General features: G+C 39.7%; 14 protein-coding genes. 9 read left to right on the top strand and 5 right to left on the bottom strand.

The features are described 5' to 3' along the window. Positions 1-679: 679 nt before the first annotated feature. Complete coding sequence (locus HWQ40_RS04940; RefSeq protein WP_292775315.1) at positions 680-964, bottom strand: hypothetical protein; 285 nt, start codon at positions 962-964, stop codon at positions 680-682. A 742-nt stretch (positions 965-1706) separates the two neighbouring features. Beyond that, positions 1707-1895, bottom strand: coding sequence for a hypothetical protein (locus HWQ40_RS04945; protein WP_292775317.1), 189 nt, complete (start codon positions 1893-1895; stop codon positions 1707-1709). 509 nt (positions 1896-2404) lie between these two features. Here HWQ40_RS04945 and HWQ40_RS04950 point away from each other — a divergent pair. The 3 genes from HWQ40_RS04950 to HWQ40_RS04960 all read left to right on the top strand — a co-directional run bounded on the left by HWQ40_RS04950 (position 2405) and on the right by HWQ40_RS04960 (position 4762). Beyond that, positions 2405-2590, top strand: coding sequence for a hypothetical protein (locus HWQ40_RS04950; protein ID WP_292775318.1), 186 nt, complete (start codon positions 2405-2407; stop codon positions 2588-2590). Between the two features lie 267 nt (positions 2591-2857). Then, positions 2858-4294, top strand: coding sequence for a carotenoid oxygenase family protein (locus tag HWQ40_RS04955; protein ID WP_292775319.1), 1437 nt, complete (start codon positions 2858-2860; stop codon positions 4292-4294). A 240-nt stretch (positions 4295-4534) separates the two neighbouring features. Continuing rightward, positions 4535-4762, top strand: a complete 228-nt coding sequence (locus tag HWQ40_RS04960; protein WP_292775320.1) for a DUF167 domain-containing protein — start codon at positions 4535-4537, stop codon at positions 4760-4762. 122 nt (positions 4763-4884) lie between these two features. On the opposite strand, the gene HWQ40_RS04965 is transcribed toward HWQ40_RS04960, so the two are convergent. Next, positions 4885-5496: a glutathione S-transferase family protein gene (locus tag HWQ40_RS04965; protein WP_292775321.1), complete on the bottom strand. Its 612-nt coding sequence runs from the start codon at positions 5494-5496 to the stop codon at positions 4885-4887. Between the two features lie 199 nt (positions 5497-5695). Here HWQ40_RS04965 and HWQ40_RS04970 point away from each other — a divergent pair, with 199 nt between their 5' ends. The 4 genes from HWQ40_RS04970 to HWQ40_RS04985 all read left to right on the top strand — a co-directional run bounded on the left by HWQ40_RS04970 (position 5696) and on the right by HWQ40_RS04985 (position 8144). Beyond that, positions 5696-6397, top strand: a complete 702-nt coding sequence (locus HWQ40_RS04970) for an SOS response-associated peptidase (protein WP_292775322.1) — start codon at positions 5696-5698, stop codon at positions 6395-6397. A 190-nt stretch (positions 6398-6587) separates the two neighbouring features. Continuing rightward, entirely contained in the window at positions 6588-7109 is a 522-nt protein-coding gene (locus HWQ40_RS04975) for a photosystem I assembly protein Ycf3 (protein ID WP_292775324.1), read from the top strand. 69 nt (positions 7110-7178) lie between these two features. After that, positions 7179-7469: an Asp-tRNA(Asn)/Glu-tRNA(Gln) amidotransferase subunit GatC gene (gene gatC / locus HWQ40_RS04980; RefSeq protein WP_292775326.1), complete on the top strand. Its 291-nt coding sequence runs from the start codon at positions 7179-7181 to the stop codon at positions 7467-7469. Between the two features lie 414 nt (positions 7470-7883). Beyond that, a complete protein-coding gene (locus HWQ40_RS04985; protein WP_292775327.1) occupies positions 7884-8144 on the top strand; it encodes a MoaD/ThiS family protein in 261 nt (86 codons plus the stop codon). Between the two features lie 61 nt (positions 8145-8205). On the opposite strand, the gene HWQ40_RS04990 is transcribed toward HWQ40_RS04985, so the two are convergent. Beyond that, entirely contained in the window at positions 8206-9063 is an 858-nt protein-coding gene (locus HWQ40_RS04990; protein ID WP_292775328.1) for a lysophospholipid acyltransferase family protein, read from the bottom strand. Positions 9064-9325: 262 nt separating this feature from the next. Here HWQ40_RS04990 and HWQ40_RS04995 point away from each other — a divergent pair, with 262 nt between their 5' ends. Then, entirely contained in the window at positions 9326-9583 is a 258-nt protein-coding gene (locus HWQ40_RS04995; RefSeq protein WP_292775329.1) for a hypothetical protein, read from the top strand. 500 nt (positions 9584-10083) lie between these two features. Here HWQ40_RS04995 and HWQ40_RS05000 read toward each other — a convergent pair whose 3' ends face one another. Next, the gene (locus HWQ40_RS05000; RefSeq protein WP_292775330.1) at positions 10084-10482 is read right to left on the bottom strand and encodes a DUF2809 domain-containing protein; all 399 of its coding nucleotides are present in this window, start codon (positions 10480-10482) and stop codon (positions 10084-10086) included. A 1293-nt stretch (positions 10483-11775) separates the two neighbouring features. Here HWQ40_RS05000 and HWQ40_RS05005 point away from each other — a divergent pair. After that, entirely contained in the window at positions 11776-13566 is a 1791-nt protein-coding gene (locus HWQ40_RS05005) for a calcium-binding protein (RefSeq protein WP_292775331.1), read from the top strand. Positions 13567-13720: the final 154 nt, after the last annotated feature.

Genomic DNA, 13720 nt, shown 5'->3' on the forward strand with positions numbered 1-13720 from the left:
CCAATTTGATTGGATACTTGTACGTTCTTACCTTTGGCTTTAACGTCAACTTTCGCCTTGCTATCGATATCTATACCTCCGCGTCCTCCGACAATTCCACTGATTTCTTCATCAGCTAACTCAGTCATGACTACGAGTGTTTCTTGTTCAAGTGTTACTACTGACATAAAAATTCCTTCCTTGTACAAAATGGTTTTGGAATAGTGAAATCTTTATTTTATTTAACCAAATAATAAAAATATTTAGATGCTTAAAATAATAAGTATCTGACGATTTTTATTATCAAATATGTTGTTAAAACACACTAATATAATGTGCATAACAACATTTTTTATTGGTTTATTTTGCGATTTCACTATGTTTAAACAATACAGGTTTTTGAAAGAATTTTATATAAAGAAATGATGAAGTTAGGAGAAAGTTTTTTAAAGATTAGTCTTTTAAGAAATATCAAATATCGGCATTAGTTCAAATTAAAAAAGGTAGGATAAGTAGAAGGTATATCTAAAAATCAATTTTTTTAAAGTGACTACAGGTATTACAAACCCTTGCTGAATAGGCAACGGCTAACATCTTAAATTATTCATAAAAATAATATCCCCAACTTCTAAAGAAGTTGGGGATACGTACCTTTAATTTGGTACATAAACTGTGAGTTTAATTTGAGTTACTGTGAATGCTAAGTAGATGAAGTCACTGTTGAATCTATTGTTTGCACTACTCCATTTATAAACGTATATATTCTTCTTCTGCGTGTTCTTTGCTTAGTCTTCGCATTCACAAAGTCCTGATTGGAGTCTTGAACAACAGCATCATTCCCATCAGTTGAAGTTGCATTTATCTGTGATGAAAAATCCAAAACAATACCTCCCACTATTCCCTTTAATTCACCATCTATCAGTTCCTCAACAATAACTTTTCGATTACAGGTGGATCTGAAACTCACTTGATTTACATTAGCCATAAATTCCTCCAGAAGTATGCAGACATTTTGTGTCTAAGATATATTTACAAATAACAGTTTATTTAATGTTTTGTCAATAGATTATAAAAAAATATCTAATTTTTCTTAATTAACTTATTCTTGTCATTTTTTAATTTTCACTTCTTGAATTTTTCCTAATTTTATTACTAATGTTTCTAGAACGTACAAGTTTACTACTACGATTTTTCATGAGAGAAGATTGTCGGCTAGTCTTTTCTATCCGACAAAAATTAACTATCAATAAAAGCTGTGAAAATATTCGCTCTATGCTTGCCAGACGACTTTTGATGTTGGCAGCTTCACGCATCTTTATTACAGCACTGAACCACTAAAATCTCAAATCCTCAATCTCAATTTAAACTTCTGGCACAAATAGATTCTTTGTGAACACAGAAGTGACATGAGAAAATTCAGAAGTCAGAATATTCTGACTTCTGGCTAAAGTATCCAACAATGAGGACTGTATAATTGGGGTTATACTAGGTATTAGTTCAGCGACAACGAAGGTGAATTTGTAGTATTTTTTTTGAGCAACAGACTTTTATAAAAATTACAACCTTTACAGGCTAATATTTTTATGCTAGCTGCTTCCTTGCCTTTATTTACTTTTCAAAAATCACCTTGAGTTGTTTTATGATGTTGATTCGCTCAAATTCACCTCATGTATTAGAAATGACATTTCTTAAACTTTGCTTTCGTGGAATTTGGCAGATCAACTACCTTAGAGAGGTCCTGAAAGCTGTCCAAGAAGTATATCGGCAGATGCGCCCACGTTTCCGAGGAAAGTGCCTACGGCTCCGAGTAAACCTCCGAGAACTCCTCCAGTTACTCCTTCTAATTCTTCCTCACTAATTTCCTCCAAAATAACTTCTTGATTGTTGGGTTGTGTCAAGTTTTTATCGTTAGTCATAATTTTCTCCAGAAAGTATGTAGGTAGGCATTTGTGCCTTGGATGTACTTATAAATATCAATTTATCTAAAAGCTTGTCAACAGTTTTTATAAAAGATCCCACTTTTCCCACTTTTTACACTTTTTAAATCCCACTTTTCCCACTTTTTACACTTTTTAAATCCCACTTTTCCCACTTTTTTCACTTTTTAAATCCCACTTTTTTAAGTTTTTTTCCTAATATTTTAACGACCTGCTAATAGGCGTTAAATAAGTAGTTATTATGAAGTTACATAAAATTTTAACGACCTGCTAATAGGCGTTAAATAAGTAGTTATTATGAAGTTACATAAAATTTTAACGACCTGCTAATAGGCGTTAAATAAGTAGTTATTATGAAGTTACATAAAATTTTAACGACCTGATAATAGGGGTGAAATAAGCAGTTATTCCGAAAGTCCCGCTAAGGATTTGATCCGCCGCTTTCAATATTCCGTAGCTTGCTGCCGCAGACATCGCCAGGGATAAAATTGTCTGGTGCAACTAGTAAAGAACTGCCATTAAAAATTGGTCTGGCAATTACCGTAATCGAATTGCTCCTTACACCTTTTGCAGGTTGGCAGAACTTTTGGAGCTACAACCTAATTTTGGGCTTCGTGGTTGCCGTGATTCTAGAAAGATTGGTATCGGGAGTTATACCAATACTTTTCGGATAAACCCAACAATCTCTCTTTTGGTCTGGGGAAAGGTTTCTGGGCAATACGCTTGGGTTAAGGGTTATTGGTGTAGAGAATTGGTTTTTCAAGACGCGATAAATCGCGTCTCTACATGAGGGTTTTGGGCTTATCTGATATAACTAGCATGAGGATGCAGGGGAGGAATTTTGTAAGTTGCTAAATCATCCCGCTTTCTCTGCAACGCCAAAAATTGCAACAATGTCAGAATACATCGGTCTACATCAATGTATCAGGCAATATTTTAATATGCAGACTATCACTAAAAAGTCAACAAAAAAAGCCTGGGCGAATGCGATCGCAGAACCAGCAAAAGAATTTCCCCTTACTCAACTGTCAATTATTTCTGGCAAAATCCCAGATGGCTTGCGTGGCACTCTTTACCGCAATGGCCCTGCACGCCTAGAACGCGGTGGTCATCGCGTGGGACACTGGTTTGATGGAGATGGGGCAATTCTCGGCGTCCATTTCACGGATGCAGGAGCTGCCGGAGTCTATCGCTATGTGCAAACAGCAGAATATCTAGCTGAAACTCAAGCGGATAGGTTCCTTTATGGTGTCTATGGGATGCATCCGCCAGGCCCCATCTGGAAGCGCTGGGGCCGACAGATTAAGAATGCAGCCAATACCTCAGTGTTAGCTTTACCTGATAAATTGTTGGGTTTGTGGGAAGCAACCAGTCCCTATGCCCTTGATTTGCAAACTTTAGAAACGAAGGGATTGGATGATTTGGGTGCTTTGGATAACGGATTACCTTATTCTGCTCATTACAAGCGTGATTCACAAACAGGCGAGATTTTTAACTTTGGAATCAGTATCGGAAGTTCTGTACAACTGAATCTCTACAAAAGCGATGACACGGGCAAAATTATCCAAAAAACTGCTTTCAAGCTAGATCGCTACTCGATAATGCATGATTTTGTTTTAACTCAAAGGTATCTGGTGTTTTTCATGCCACCAATGCGGATGAAAAAGCTGTCACTTTTGCTAGGTGTGACTACTTTTAGTGAATCTCTGTTGTGGGAACCTCAATTAGGAACCCAGGTATTAATCTTCGATCGGCAAAACTTATCCTTAGTTAGTCGTGGCGAAACCGATCCTTGGTTTAATTGGCATTTTGGCAATGGCTATGAAGATGAAGACGGTTCCGTGATTCTGGACATGGTGCGATATGCAGATTTTCACCAAACTAATGAGTATCTCAGAGAATTCGCAAGTGGTAAGACGCACACAATTTTTAGAGGAACATTGTGGCAAGTGCGCCTCAATCCTCAAACTGGTAAAGTTACAGCAATACAGGAAGTTGTCAACCGCAAGTGTGAATTTCCTGTAGTGCAGCGACCGCAAGTTGGGCAACCTTGCCGCTATACTTACATATCATTAATGCCTCAAAGAGGGGATATAGACAAAGAATGGTTCGGTGCGATCGCCCGCTTCGACTACAAAACTGAAACCCTCACCGAAGCAGACTTAGGAGAAAACCGCTATGGTTCAGAACCCATCCACGCGCAAGATGCCCAAAACCCTGAGCAAGGCTGGGTGCTAACTGTTGTATACGATGGTAATTCTCATAGTAGTGAAGTTTGGATATTTGATAGCGATCGCCTGGATGAAGAACCCGTTTGCAAACTAGGATTACCTAGCGTCATTCCCCACAGCTTCCACGGCACTTGGAACCCAGCTTAACAATTCGACTGGGGATTGGGGATTAGGGAAGGAGCAAGGGAGCAGGGGAGCAGGGGAGAGTTCTTGTACAAGTTCTTTCCCCTCTGCCCCTCCGCCCCTCCGCCCCTCCGCCCCTCCGCCCCTCTGCCTCTTGTGCCCAATACCCAATGCCCAAGTCGCGTCGCGGCAATGGTAGAGGTGCTGCGACTAGCTCCACCGCAGACCGGCATCGCAAATGATAGACTTTACAGTGAATAGGTTATGCAAAAAAAAGTCAAGGTTAAACCTAATTCAAAACAGCAAAAAATTGAAGAACAACCTGATGGCAGTTTGACTGTTTATTTAAAATCGTCCCCAGTTGATGGTAAGGCTAATGAAGAGTTAATTAAACTACTAGCAGATAAATTTGATGTACCCAAGTCTCATATCAGAATTAAGTCAGGTTTCTCCTCTCGGCAAAAGCTGATGGAAATTGATACGAATACCTAACTGCTGCTTAATAATATCTTTTTTGAAGACTTTGCTGCCTTCTGAATGTGAGCTACATTCCACCCAGTACATTCTCTACTAGAGACAAGAAACGAGAAATAGAAACTTGCAAAATCTAATTTTTATGCCTCTGTAATACTGATATACCTGGGTTGAGTTTTGACTCTTTCTATCCAAGCTTGGATAGCAGGATATTGTGTTAAATCAAACCCACCTTCATCAGCTACATGAGTGTAAGCGAACAAGGCAATATCAGCAATCGTATAACGTTCTGCCACAAAAAAATCTTGAGAAGTTAAGTGTTTATCCATCAAGTTAAGTGCTGCATAGCCTGGTTCACGTTTTTGTTTGATAGCTTCACTATATTCTTTAGTTTTACCTAAAATAGAAATCCAAAATCTTGATGTAGCAATAAAAGGATCATGGCTATATTGTTCAAAACATAACCATTGCAGCACCTGCGCTCGTAAAAAGCGGTCATAAGGTAAAAACTCTGTACCTTCACTCAGATAAACCAATATGGCATTTGATTCTGCTAAATATTTCCCTGGCTCGATTTCTAGAACAGGTATCTTACCGTTAGGATTTTTACTTAAAAATTCTGGTGTTCGAGTCTCGCCTTTTAAGATGTTAAGCTCTATCCTCTTAAAAGGCATACCTAGTTGTGTCAATAAAAGACGTATCTTATAACCATGACCAGAAGGTAAAAAATCGTACAGATGCAGTAGTTCCATGTTAAAATACAGTTGGTAATATGTTGATAAGTGAAGGTTCAAAATACAATATCTTACCAAAAGATTTTCCCAAAACCGGATATTTTTTTTGTATTTAGTATCTGAACGTACTACATAAAATTATTCGAGAAAATAAAAAAAAATATTATTTATTTCTAGATTGAGATGTTTAATTTAGTTAATGGTCGAAAATAAAACTATGTGTGGAAGATTTACTCTAAACCAGTCGGCAGCAGGATTATCTGAAGTTTTCCATGTCGAGTCAGTTCCCGATTTGGCAGCCGAATATAACATTGCACCTACGCAAATGGTGGCGACAGTGTTACAAAATCCTGAAAGCGAAAAGCGGGAATTTAAGCATTTGTATTGGGGATTAATTCCGTCATGGGCGAAAGATGCAGGAATGGGGGCAAAGCTGATTAATGCTAGGGCAGAAACTGTTGCCGAAAAACCTGCTTTTCGTTCGGCTTTTAAGCACAGACGCTGTTTAGTGCTAGCTGATGGCTTTTATGAGTGGCAACGCCAACAAGGTAAGAAGCAGCCATTTTATTTTCGTCTTCAAGATGGGCAACCCTTCGGTTTTGCAGGTTTGTGGGAGAGATGGCGTTCGCCTGCTAACGAAGAAATAATCTCTTGTACAATTTTGACAACGGCAGCTAACGAATTACTCCAACCCATCCACGAGCGGATGCCAGTGATTCTGGAGCCACAAGATTACGATTTATGGCTAGATTCCCAAGTGCAAACGGTCCAAACCCTACAGCAGCTATTGCGTCCATATCCAGCGCCAGCAATGATTGCATATCCAGTTAGCACCTTGGTAAACAACTCTCGACATAATAGTTCAGAATGTATCGTACCGCTCAGCGAGAAGAATGCCCCCGCAAATCAGTTAAATTAGCTATTGAGTGAACTAGGGGATTGGGGAGATGAGAGAGATGAGGGGCAGGGGAGTAGGGGAGACGAGGAGACAAGGGGGACAAGGGGGAATTATTGAACTTCTTTACTCAGCACTCGAAACTCGGAACTGTTTTGCCCCATGCCCAATGCCCAATACCCCAATACCCAATACCCAATACCCAGAGAGAAATATGCCAAGAACACAAAAAAACGATAATTTTATTGACAAATCCTTTACTGTGATGGCGGATATCATTCTGAAGATCCTGCCAACCAACAAAAAAGCTAAAGAAGCGTTTGTTTATTATCGAGATGGTATGTCGGCCCAAGCGGAAGGGGAATATGCTGAGGCATTGGAATACTATGAAGAAGCTCTAACACTAGAGGAAGATACCAACGATCGCGGCTATATTTTCTACAATATGGGGCTAATCTATGCCAGCAATGGCGACCACGACAAGGCTTTAGAACTATATCACAAGGCAATTGAGTTGAACCCACGTATGCCCCAAGCCTTAAACAACATCGCTGTGATTTATCACTACCAAGGCGAAAAGGAGAAAGAAGTTGGAGATAACGAGGCTGGCGAAGCACTTTTTGACCAAGCAGCAGACTATTGGATGCGTGCTATTCGCATGGCTCCCAATAACTACATCGAAGCGCAAAACTGGCTGAAAACCACTGGGCGATCGCAAATTGACGTATTCTTCTAAAAGTGATGAGTTAGGAATTATGATTTATTCACTCCTAACTCCTCACTCCTAATTCCTAACTAGAAAAAGATGATTGACCAAGAACAAGTTCACAAAGTAGCTAATCTTGCTCGTTTAGAATTGACTCCAGAAGAAGAGGAACAATTCACTACCCAGTTGGGAAATATTCTGGACTATATCGAACAATTGAATGAACTTGATGTCAGTAATGTGCTGCCAACAACACGCGCAATTGATGTCAGTAATATCACACGAGAGGATAAATTGCAACCCTATCCTGACCGGGAAAGTATTCTCAACAGTGCGCCTGAACAGGAAGGCGAATTTTTCAAAGTACCAAAAATCCTCAATGCTGAATAGTCAAACAATTTGGGATTTTAGATTTGCAATTTTAGATTGACGATAGCGCAGCGTAAAGCCTTCTCTTCTCACCGAGTCCCTTCGGGACGGGGGTAAGGGTGTAGGGGTGTAGGGGTGTAGGGGTGTAGGGGTATAGGGGAAACCCGTCCCGAATATTGGTTAGAAGCCTCCCCTTTTAAGGGGAAGAAAAAAAAGATGTGTTTTCAGACGGCGTTTGGCGCGAAAAAACACGGTGTCCTTGTTTAAAACTCCCTGTCCCGAAGGGTGGAGTCCCCTACACACTTCCAACCCCTATTCCCCTACACCCCTAGTTATAAGGGGCGGGGAAGCAAAACATACATAAGTTATGTTGAACATTTGTTTACATTATTGGCAACTATTAAAATACTTGCTCGTACTGCCAAAGTATGTTCTATGTCTAAATCTATAATCACCGTTACCGTCAAGTTGTTCGCTGCTTATCAAGAAGCCTTTAGGGTTTCGGAACTAGTGCTGGAATTTCCTAATAGTATGCCAGTCAAAGCAGTATGCGATCGCCTCATAGCTGAACACCCTGAACTCTCACAATGGCGCGATATAACCCGTTTTGGGATTAATTTGATATTTGTCGAACCAGATACCCTACTACAAGATGGGGATGAGGTTGTGTTGATTCCACCAGTTAGCGGCGGCTAGGAAAACAGTTAAGAGTTAGGAGTGATAAATTAAAGATTCAAAACTTCTAACTCACAACTATTCAAAGAGAATTGGTCTTAGCAGTTAGCTTTATTAAGTTATCTAACTCTTGCTGCATTTGACTAACAACTAATTCATAACATTCATTGACATAGTGGCGATCGCTAGCTGCTTCAGGGCCGTAGCGTTCAAATACAATTGGCGGACAAATCCGCGTGTAGATGGGCACTGGTAATGGAATATTGGGCAATGGGCCAATTGCTAATCCCCAAGGCAGTCCCAGATAAATTGGAAAAACTTCTGGATCGATACCTAATAGCCAAGGCATCCCCCACTCGTGGAGTTGCTGCACAACTTTGTAGCAGTCAGCGACTACAATGAGTGTATCGTGAGCGCCCCAGGAAATCACAGGCACAATCGGCACATTTTCCCGTAACGCTAACTTGATAAATCCTTGTCGCCCTGCCAAGTAGATTTTGTTACGTAAATAATGGGGTCGGAAGACATCTTCGGCTCCACCGGGATAAACTAGCACACTCGCTCCAGAGCGTAAGGCAGTGTAAGCCATTTTCGGATGGGCGATGATTGCTCCAGCCTTGGCGACCAGTTGCGCTAGTGGCGGGCTAACTTGCCAAGCCTTGGGATGCATCAAACCATAAATGGGTTTCTCTACACCAAATCTTCGGAACCAGTCGTACATCATCATTGACATATCGGGTGCCGCGAGTCCCCCATTGTGCGAACCAACAAATAGGACTTTTTGTTGGGGTGGAATATTATCCCAGCCACTAGTTTGAACTCGGAAATAGTAGTGATACAAAAAGCCAAACAGGGGCATCAGAGATTCTATGAACTTTGGATCTCGCTCATCCAAAGACCAACCGGGTTTTTTGTTTAAGAAATGTTGCTTTTTTGACATCGATGCATTCTAACAGGACTGAAGTCACGCAAAATCATACCAGCAAAAAGAAACTCCCTAGAGTAGAGGGAGTGTTTTTGTATCCCTAAATCAACGTGAGTTTTTGTTTCAATGCTCACCAACATTGCGTATTTATCCTAATTCCCAGTAGTGAAACGCTTCGTGGAAAAAAAAGTACGATCTTTTGGTAGGTACCTTGATTTTTAGTGTTATATTTAGTAGATTAAATACGCAGTCAATCAAATAGCAGTTCTAAACTAAGATGAAAAACAAAATCAAAGCAAAAACATTCAACATTGAAAACCTGCAAGCTCCAGTAATCGAGGAACTTAGTGATGTTGAAATCATAGCAATAGTAGGTGGAGAGTCGGCGGGCATACTAGAAAGCGAAATCAGGGAGTTGAAAACATTACCACGCGAACTCGAGAGTCCGAAGGAGCCCCAGGTAATTAAACGCCTTGAGCTTAGATTAGCAGGGGTAGAACGTCAGGCTGAGGAGACATTAAAGAGAATCGGCTAAGGCATTATGTAAAAATAAGTTGTACAAAATTTATATGGAATAGCTTGCTAAATCTAGCTTTCACACAAAAATTGTTCAGGTTATTTATACACAAATCCTAAACATAATACCTCACACTTGCACATCCGATACTTAGCACTGCCCACAGGGCAAACGTATCTAAATATTGATGAGCCTGAATCAGAGTATAAATTACCAAAACCCCAATCAGATAAGGCTTTCAGTAAATTAAATATTAATTCACATAGTAATGATAATCATTGTAAAGGGGGATTAGAGGTAGCTGTTGGCTGCCTGTTTCTTTAATTGCGATCGCTTAATCATTAGATGTTTCCAGAAATTAAATATGCGTTATCCATAACCTTTGTAGAGACGTAGCAGTGCTACGTCTCTACATTCGTTTTCACTCATATTTCTATTGCCACATCGCGGCGATTAATTTGGTGATGTCTATGGAGTAGTTGCTGGTTTTGAACGACCAGCCTTTTAAGGTTTCTGGTTTAACTTGCCATTTTGTGTAATTGTCGCAGCCACAACCAGCCTAAAACAGAACCCAATACATAATGAGGAAAATCCCACCAAACAAAGGTCGTACCAAGTAACAATTTACCTATCAAGGTGGCGCGAATTTGCTCTAATAGTGGCGGATGCCAAAGTTGCAAGAATTCTAGTATACAGGTGATGACAAAAACCCATATAGGAATTTGGATTACCGCTGCCCTACTTCTGAAAAACCAAAATGCGAACAGACACCAAAATATTTCGTAAAATACAGCTGCTCCGTAATCATTAAACCAGTGATGGGCAGGCCCATTATAATACTTAAATAAAAATCCTATCGGTACAACGATGAGCGCAGAAATAATAATAAATATTGTTTGGTTACGGTATCGAAGCATTTTCTATAGACTAAAGACTATGCAAGATTTTAGCAGCGGCATAACTATAAGTCTCGGCTGGGTACTAGCGAAGAAAATATAAGTAAGATTTGGTTGAGGTCTGAATCTTCATTCCAATTTTCAAGAGTCTCCAATTTACGCGCTCTGGTTTGGCTTCAGTCCCCTTTCAATCCTACATGGGCTATTGCTCCAAATACAGATTTGGCATGTATTGCTCTATATGGAAGCAATATATGACTAAATATTTATATTTATCATCCCACAGCTTGGTGCATGAGTTTTTATCTGAAATTAGTACTTTTCTATTACTTTCGTTAGTACACAATCTGAAACATCTGTTTCAGATCGGCTTTTGCCCATTGACATTTGTTTAGATGGTTTTTGTGGGTATGCGTAGACTAGCAAAAACCGCAGAGATCGCTAATTTCCAAAAAAGCATATAAAATTTATGTAAAGCTTAACTGTTATTAAGCATAAAAATCTTCTGGATATACATCAATTTAACTTATCTAAGTATAACGGCGTAAATATTTGTAGTTGAGATGAGGCAAGATGCAGATCGCCCTTGGCGTCTCCCCTTGGGAGAAGGCAGATCGCTTTTAGCGTCTCCCCTTGGGAGAAGGCAGGAAGAAAAAGAGTTTTAGCCTTATTTATCTTTCTTAACATAGTTGTGTTTTTTCCACTGACTTACTTATTTAAAAGATTATTTCTTTAATAGATAAATGGTTTTTTGTAATTAAACATAATAATTCTTTAACAAAAAAATGATCTTGAAACCTAACTTAATGACAAACCCCATCAAGCTAAAAAAACTGCCAACATTAACCAAACAAATCAGTAGATTTTAAAAAATATTTAATTTAAGGTTTACAAACATATATCAATATATTATGAATCGGATTTATTAAGTATTTTGAAGATTTAGTAAAGAAGTTTGTGTAACCTTGTACTTCATGATAATTAAATAATTACAGCATGGGTTCAAAAAGTTGGAAAAAAACCAAAATATTTGACATACATTACTTAATCATTTGCGTAATCAATTTAATGGATTGTCAGGAAATAAATTATCTGATTTTTTAGGTATGCGTTTTGCTTGCAACCAAGGGCTGGCTTTTCGGATCAGCCCACAGTAAGTAGTTGGATATTTTTTATTGAGCAGCTACTAACTAAATAGTTAATGTTTTTTAACATGAAATTACGCAAATGACAAGTCATCTATATGGAACTGATAAATAGTTCTTTGATTGATGCTGAACTTACATATTTAGTGAGAAATTTAGGAGAGATAATATGGCTTTCGGTACTACAAATCCTGACACGATAAATGGGAGTTCGGGAAATGATACCATAGTTGGTTGGGCTAGTGGTGGTAACGCCAATACTACCTCCGGTAACGATATCTTGAATGGTTTGGCTGGTAACGATTCCCTCGCAGGTGGGACGGCAAACGATAGTCTAAGCGGTGGAGATGGCAATGATACACTTGATGGCGGCACAGGAAACGACATTTTAAAAGGTGGTGCTGGCAGTGATACCTTCACAGGCAGTCAAGGTAACGACAACATTGATGGTGGAGATGGCATTGATACCGCAGACTACACTCAACTAGGTCAAACTATTACCTTGTCAGGTGTTGGAACCATTCAAAAAGCTGGGGGATTGGGAAAAGACCTACTCTTTAAAGTAGAAAAAGTTATTGCTAATGCTAAGGTTGCCAACAATACCATAGATGCATCCCAATCTTTGGCTGGGGTATCTATCATCGTTAACCTGCAAACCCAAAGTTTAGCTGCCAATAACGTTCCTGGTTTAGGAACATTGTCATTTACCGCAGTCAACTTTGATAATGTCATCGGCACAAATGGAAATGACATCATTGTTGGCGATAACCAAAATAACCAATTATCCGGTAATAATGGCAATGACACACTTAATGGTGGTGTAGGAAATGATACTTTAAAAGGTGGTGCAGGTGACGATAGTTACTTTGTTGACACTACTCTTGATACCATTACAGAGGCTGCGAATTCAGGCATAGATACCGTCCGGTCTTCTGTCAACTACACACTAGGAGCCAATCTGGAGAACCTGAGGCTGAGGGAAGGTGGCAACATTACCGGGACAGGTAACAGTTTTAACAACTTCCTTTTTGGTAATACTTCTAATAACACTCTAAATGGAAGAGTAGGCGATGATACGCTAGACGGTAGTAATGGCGATGATATCCTCAATGGTGAGGACGGCAATGATAGCCTACAAGGCGGGCCGGGTAATGAAATACTCAATGGGGGATCTGGAAACGATATCCTCATCGGTACTTTTCCTGGTAGTCCGCTTCCACCTGGATTAGGGGAAACTGATACCTTAACTGGCGGGACTGGAGCAGATAGATTTATCCTGGGGGACGCTGTAAATATTTTCTACGACGATAACAACAGTGCAAATCCTGGTTTTGGGGACTACGCTACTATTACTGACTTCGACTCTAGCCAAGATCGAATTGAACTCAAAGGATCTTTACAGGACTACCGCCTGCAAGTTGTTGGAAGCAACACACGAATCTTCTCAAACAAACCAGGAACAGAACCAGATGAGATCATCGGTATTGCGTTAGGGAAAAACAATTTCAAACTTGATAGTGATGACTTCCTTTTCTTTGAGGGGGAGAATGCTGGAGAAGGTACAAACAACACACTGGCCACCGCTGAAGGATTAGGTTCCTTATCATCAGGCTCAAACATTAATCTTTCAGCCCAAATTGCCACAGTTCAACCAGGGGACGATCCCGATTTCGACTTTTTTAAATTTTCTTTAGCAAATCCAGGAACTGTCACTATTAAGACAGTGACATCGGGAGATACAGTTCTTGGACTGTTTGACGATACTGGGATTGGGACTTTATTGGAAACGAACGACGATAGTGGCGGTAGCAATTCGTCATTAATTACCAGTTCCCTGGGTGCAGGTACGTACTACATTTCAGTGAGTAAATATGCTTTCTTGCCTGAAAATGGCGGAACTTTCTCTGGTAGCAGTTCTAATCCTGATTTTTCTTATACACTAGGAGTCAGTTTTGCATAAAAACATTGTCAACTTAAGAAAGTACTAATATTTAGAAGGCAAATTCAAGGATACTTTTCCTCGTGGCTAGGGGAACACGGCAGCGTGTTCTCCTTTATCCGACATGAGACCATCTACAAGCAAGTACTTATCTCCAGGGGCAACACATCTTAAT

The organism is Nostoc sp. NMS9 (assembly GCF_017114995.1).
Classification (GTDB): Bacteria; Cyanobacteriota; Cyanobacteriia; order Cyanobacteriales; family Nostocaceae; genus Nostoc.

Excerpts from the sequence above, each read along its gene's own strand:
- HWQ40_RS04940 (WP_292775315.1), bottom strand. The coding sequence starts at position 964 with ATGGCTAATGTAAATCAAGTGAGTTTCAGATCCACCTGTAATCGAAAA.
- HWQ40_RS04945 (WP_292775317.1), bottom strand. The coding sequence starts at position 1,895 with ATGACTAACGATAAAAACTTGACACAACCCAACAATCAAGAAGTTATT.
- HWQ40_RS04955 (WP_292775319.1), top strand. The coding sequence starts at position 2,858 with ATGCAGACTATCACTAAAAAGTCAACAAAAAAAGCCTGGGCGAATGCG.
- HWQ40_RS04960 (WP_292775320.1), top strand. The coding sequence starts at position 4,535 with ATGCAAAAAAAAGTCAAGGTTAAACCTAATTCAAAACAGCAAAAAATT.
- HWQ40_RS04965 (WP_292775321.1), bottom strand. The coding sequence starts at position 5,496 with ATGGAACTACTGCATCTGTACGATTTTTTACCTTCTGGTCATGGTTAT.
- HWQ40_RS04970 (WP_292775322.1), top strand. The coding sequence starts at position 5,696 with ATGTGTGGAAGATTTACTCTAAACCAGTCGGCAGCAGGATTATCTGAA.
- HWQ40_RS04975 (WP_292775324.1), top strand. The coding sequence starts at position 6,588 with ATGCCAAGAACACAAAAAAACGATAATTTTATTGACAAATCCTTTACT.
- gatC (WP_292775326.1), top strand. The coding sequence starts at position 7,179 with ATGATTGACCAAGAACAAGTTCACAAAGTAGCTAATCTTGCTCGTTTA.
- HWQ40_RS04985 (WP_292775327.1), top strand. The coding sequence starts at position 7,884 with ATGTCTAAATCTATAATCACCGTTACCGTCAAGTTGTTCGCTGCTTAT.
- HWQ40_RS04990 (WP_292775328.1), bottom strand. The coding sequence starts at position 9,063 with ATGTCAAAAAAGCAACATTTCTTAAACAAAAAACCCGGTTGGTCTTTG.
- HWQ40_RS04995 (WP_292775329.1), top strand. The coding sequence starts at position 9,326 with ATGAAAAACAAAATCAAAGCAAAAACATTCAACATTGAAAACCTGCAA.
- HWQ40_RS05000 (WP_292775330.1), bottom strand. The coding sequence starts at position 10,482 with ATGCTTCGATACCGTAACCAAACAATATTTATTATTATTTCTGCGCTC.
- HWQ40_RS05005 (WP_292775331.1), top strand. The coding sequence starts at position 11,776 with ATGGCTTTCGGTACTACAAATCCTGACACGATAAATGGGAGTTCGGGA.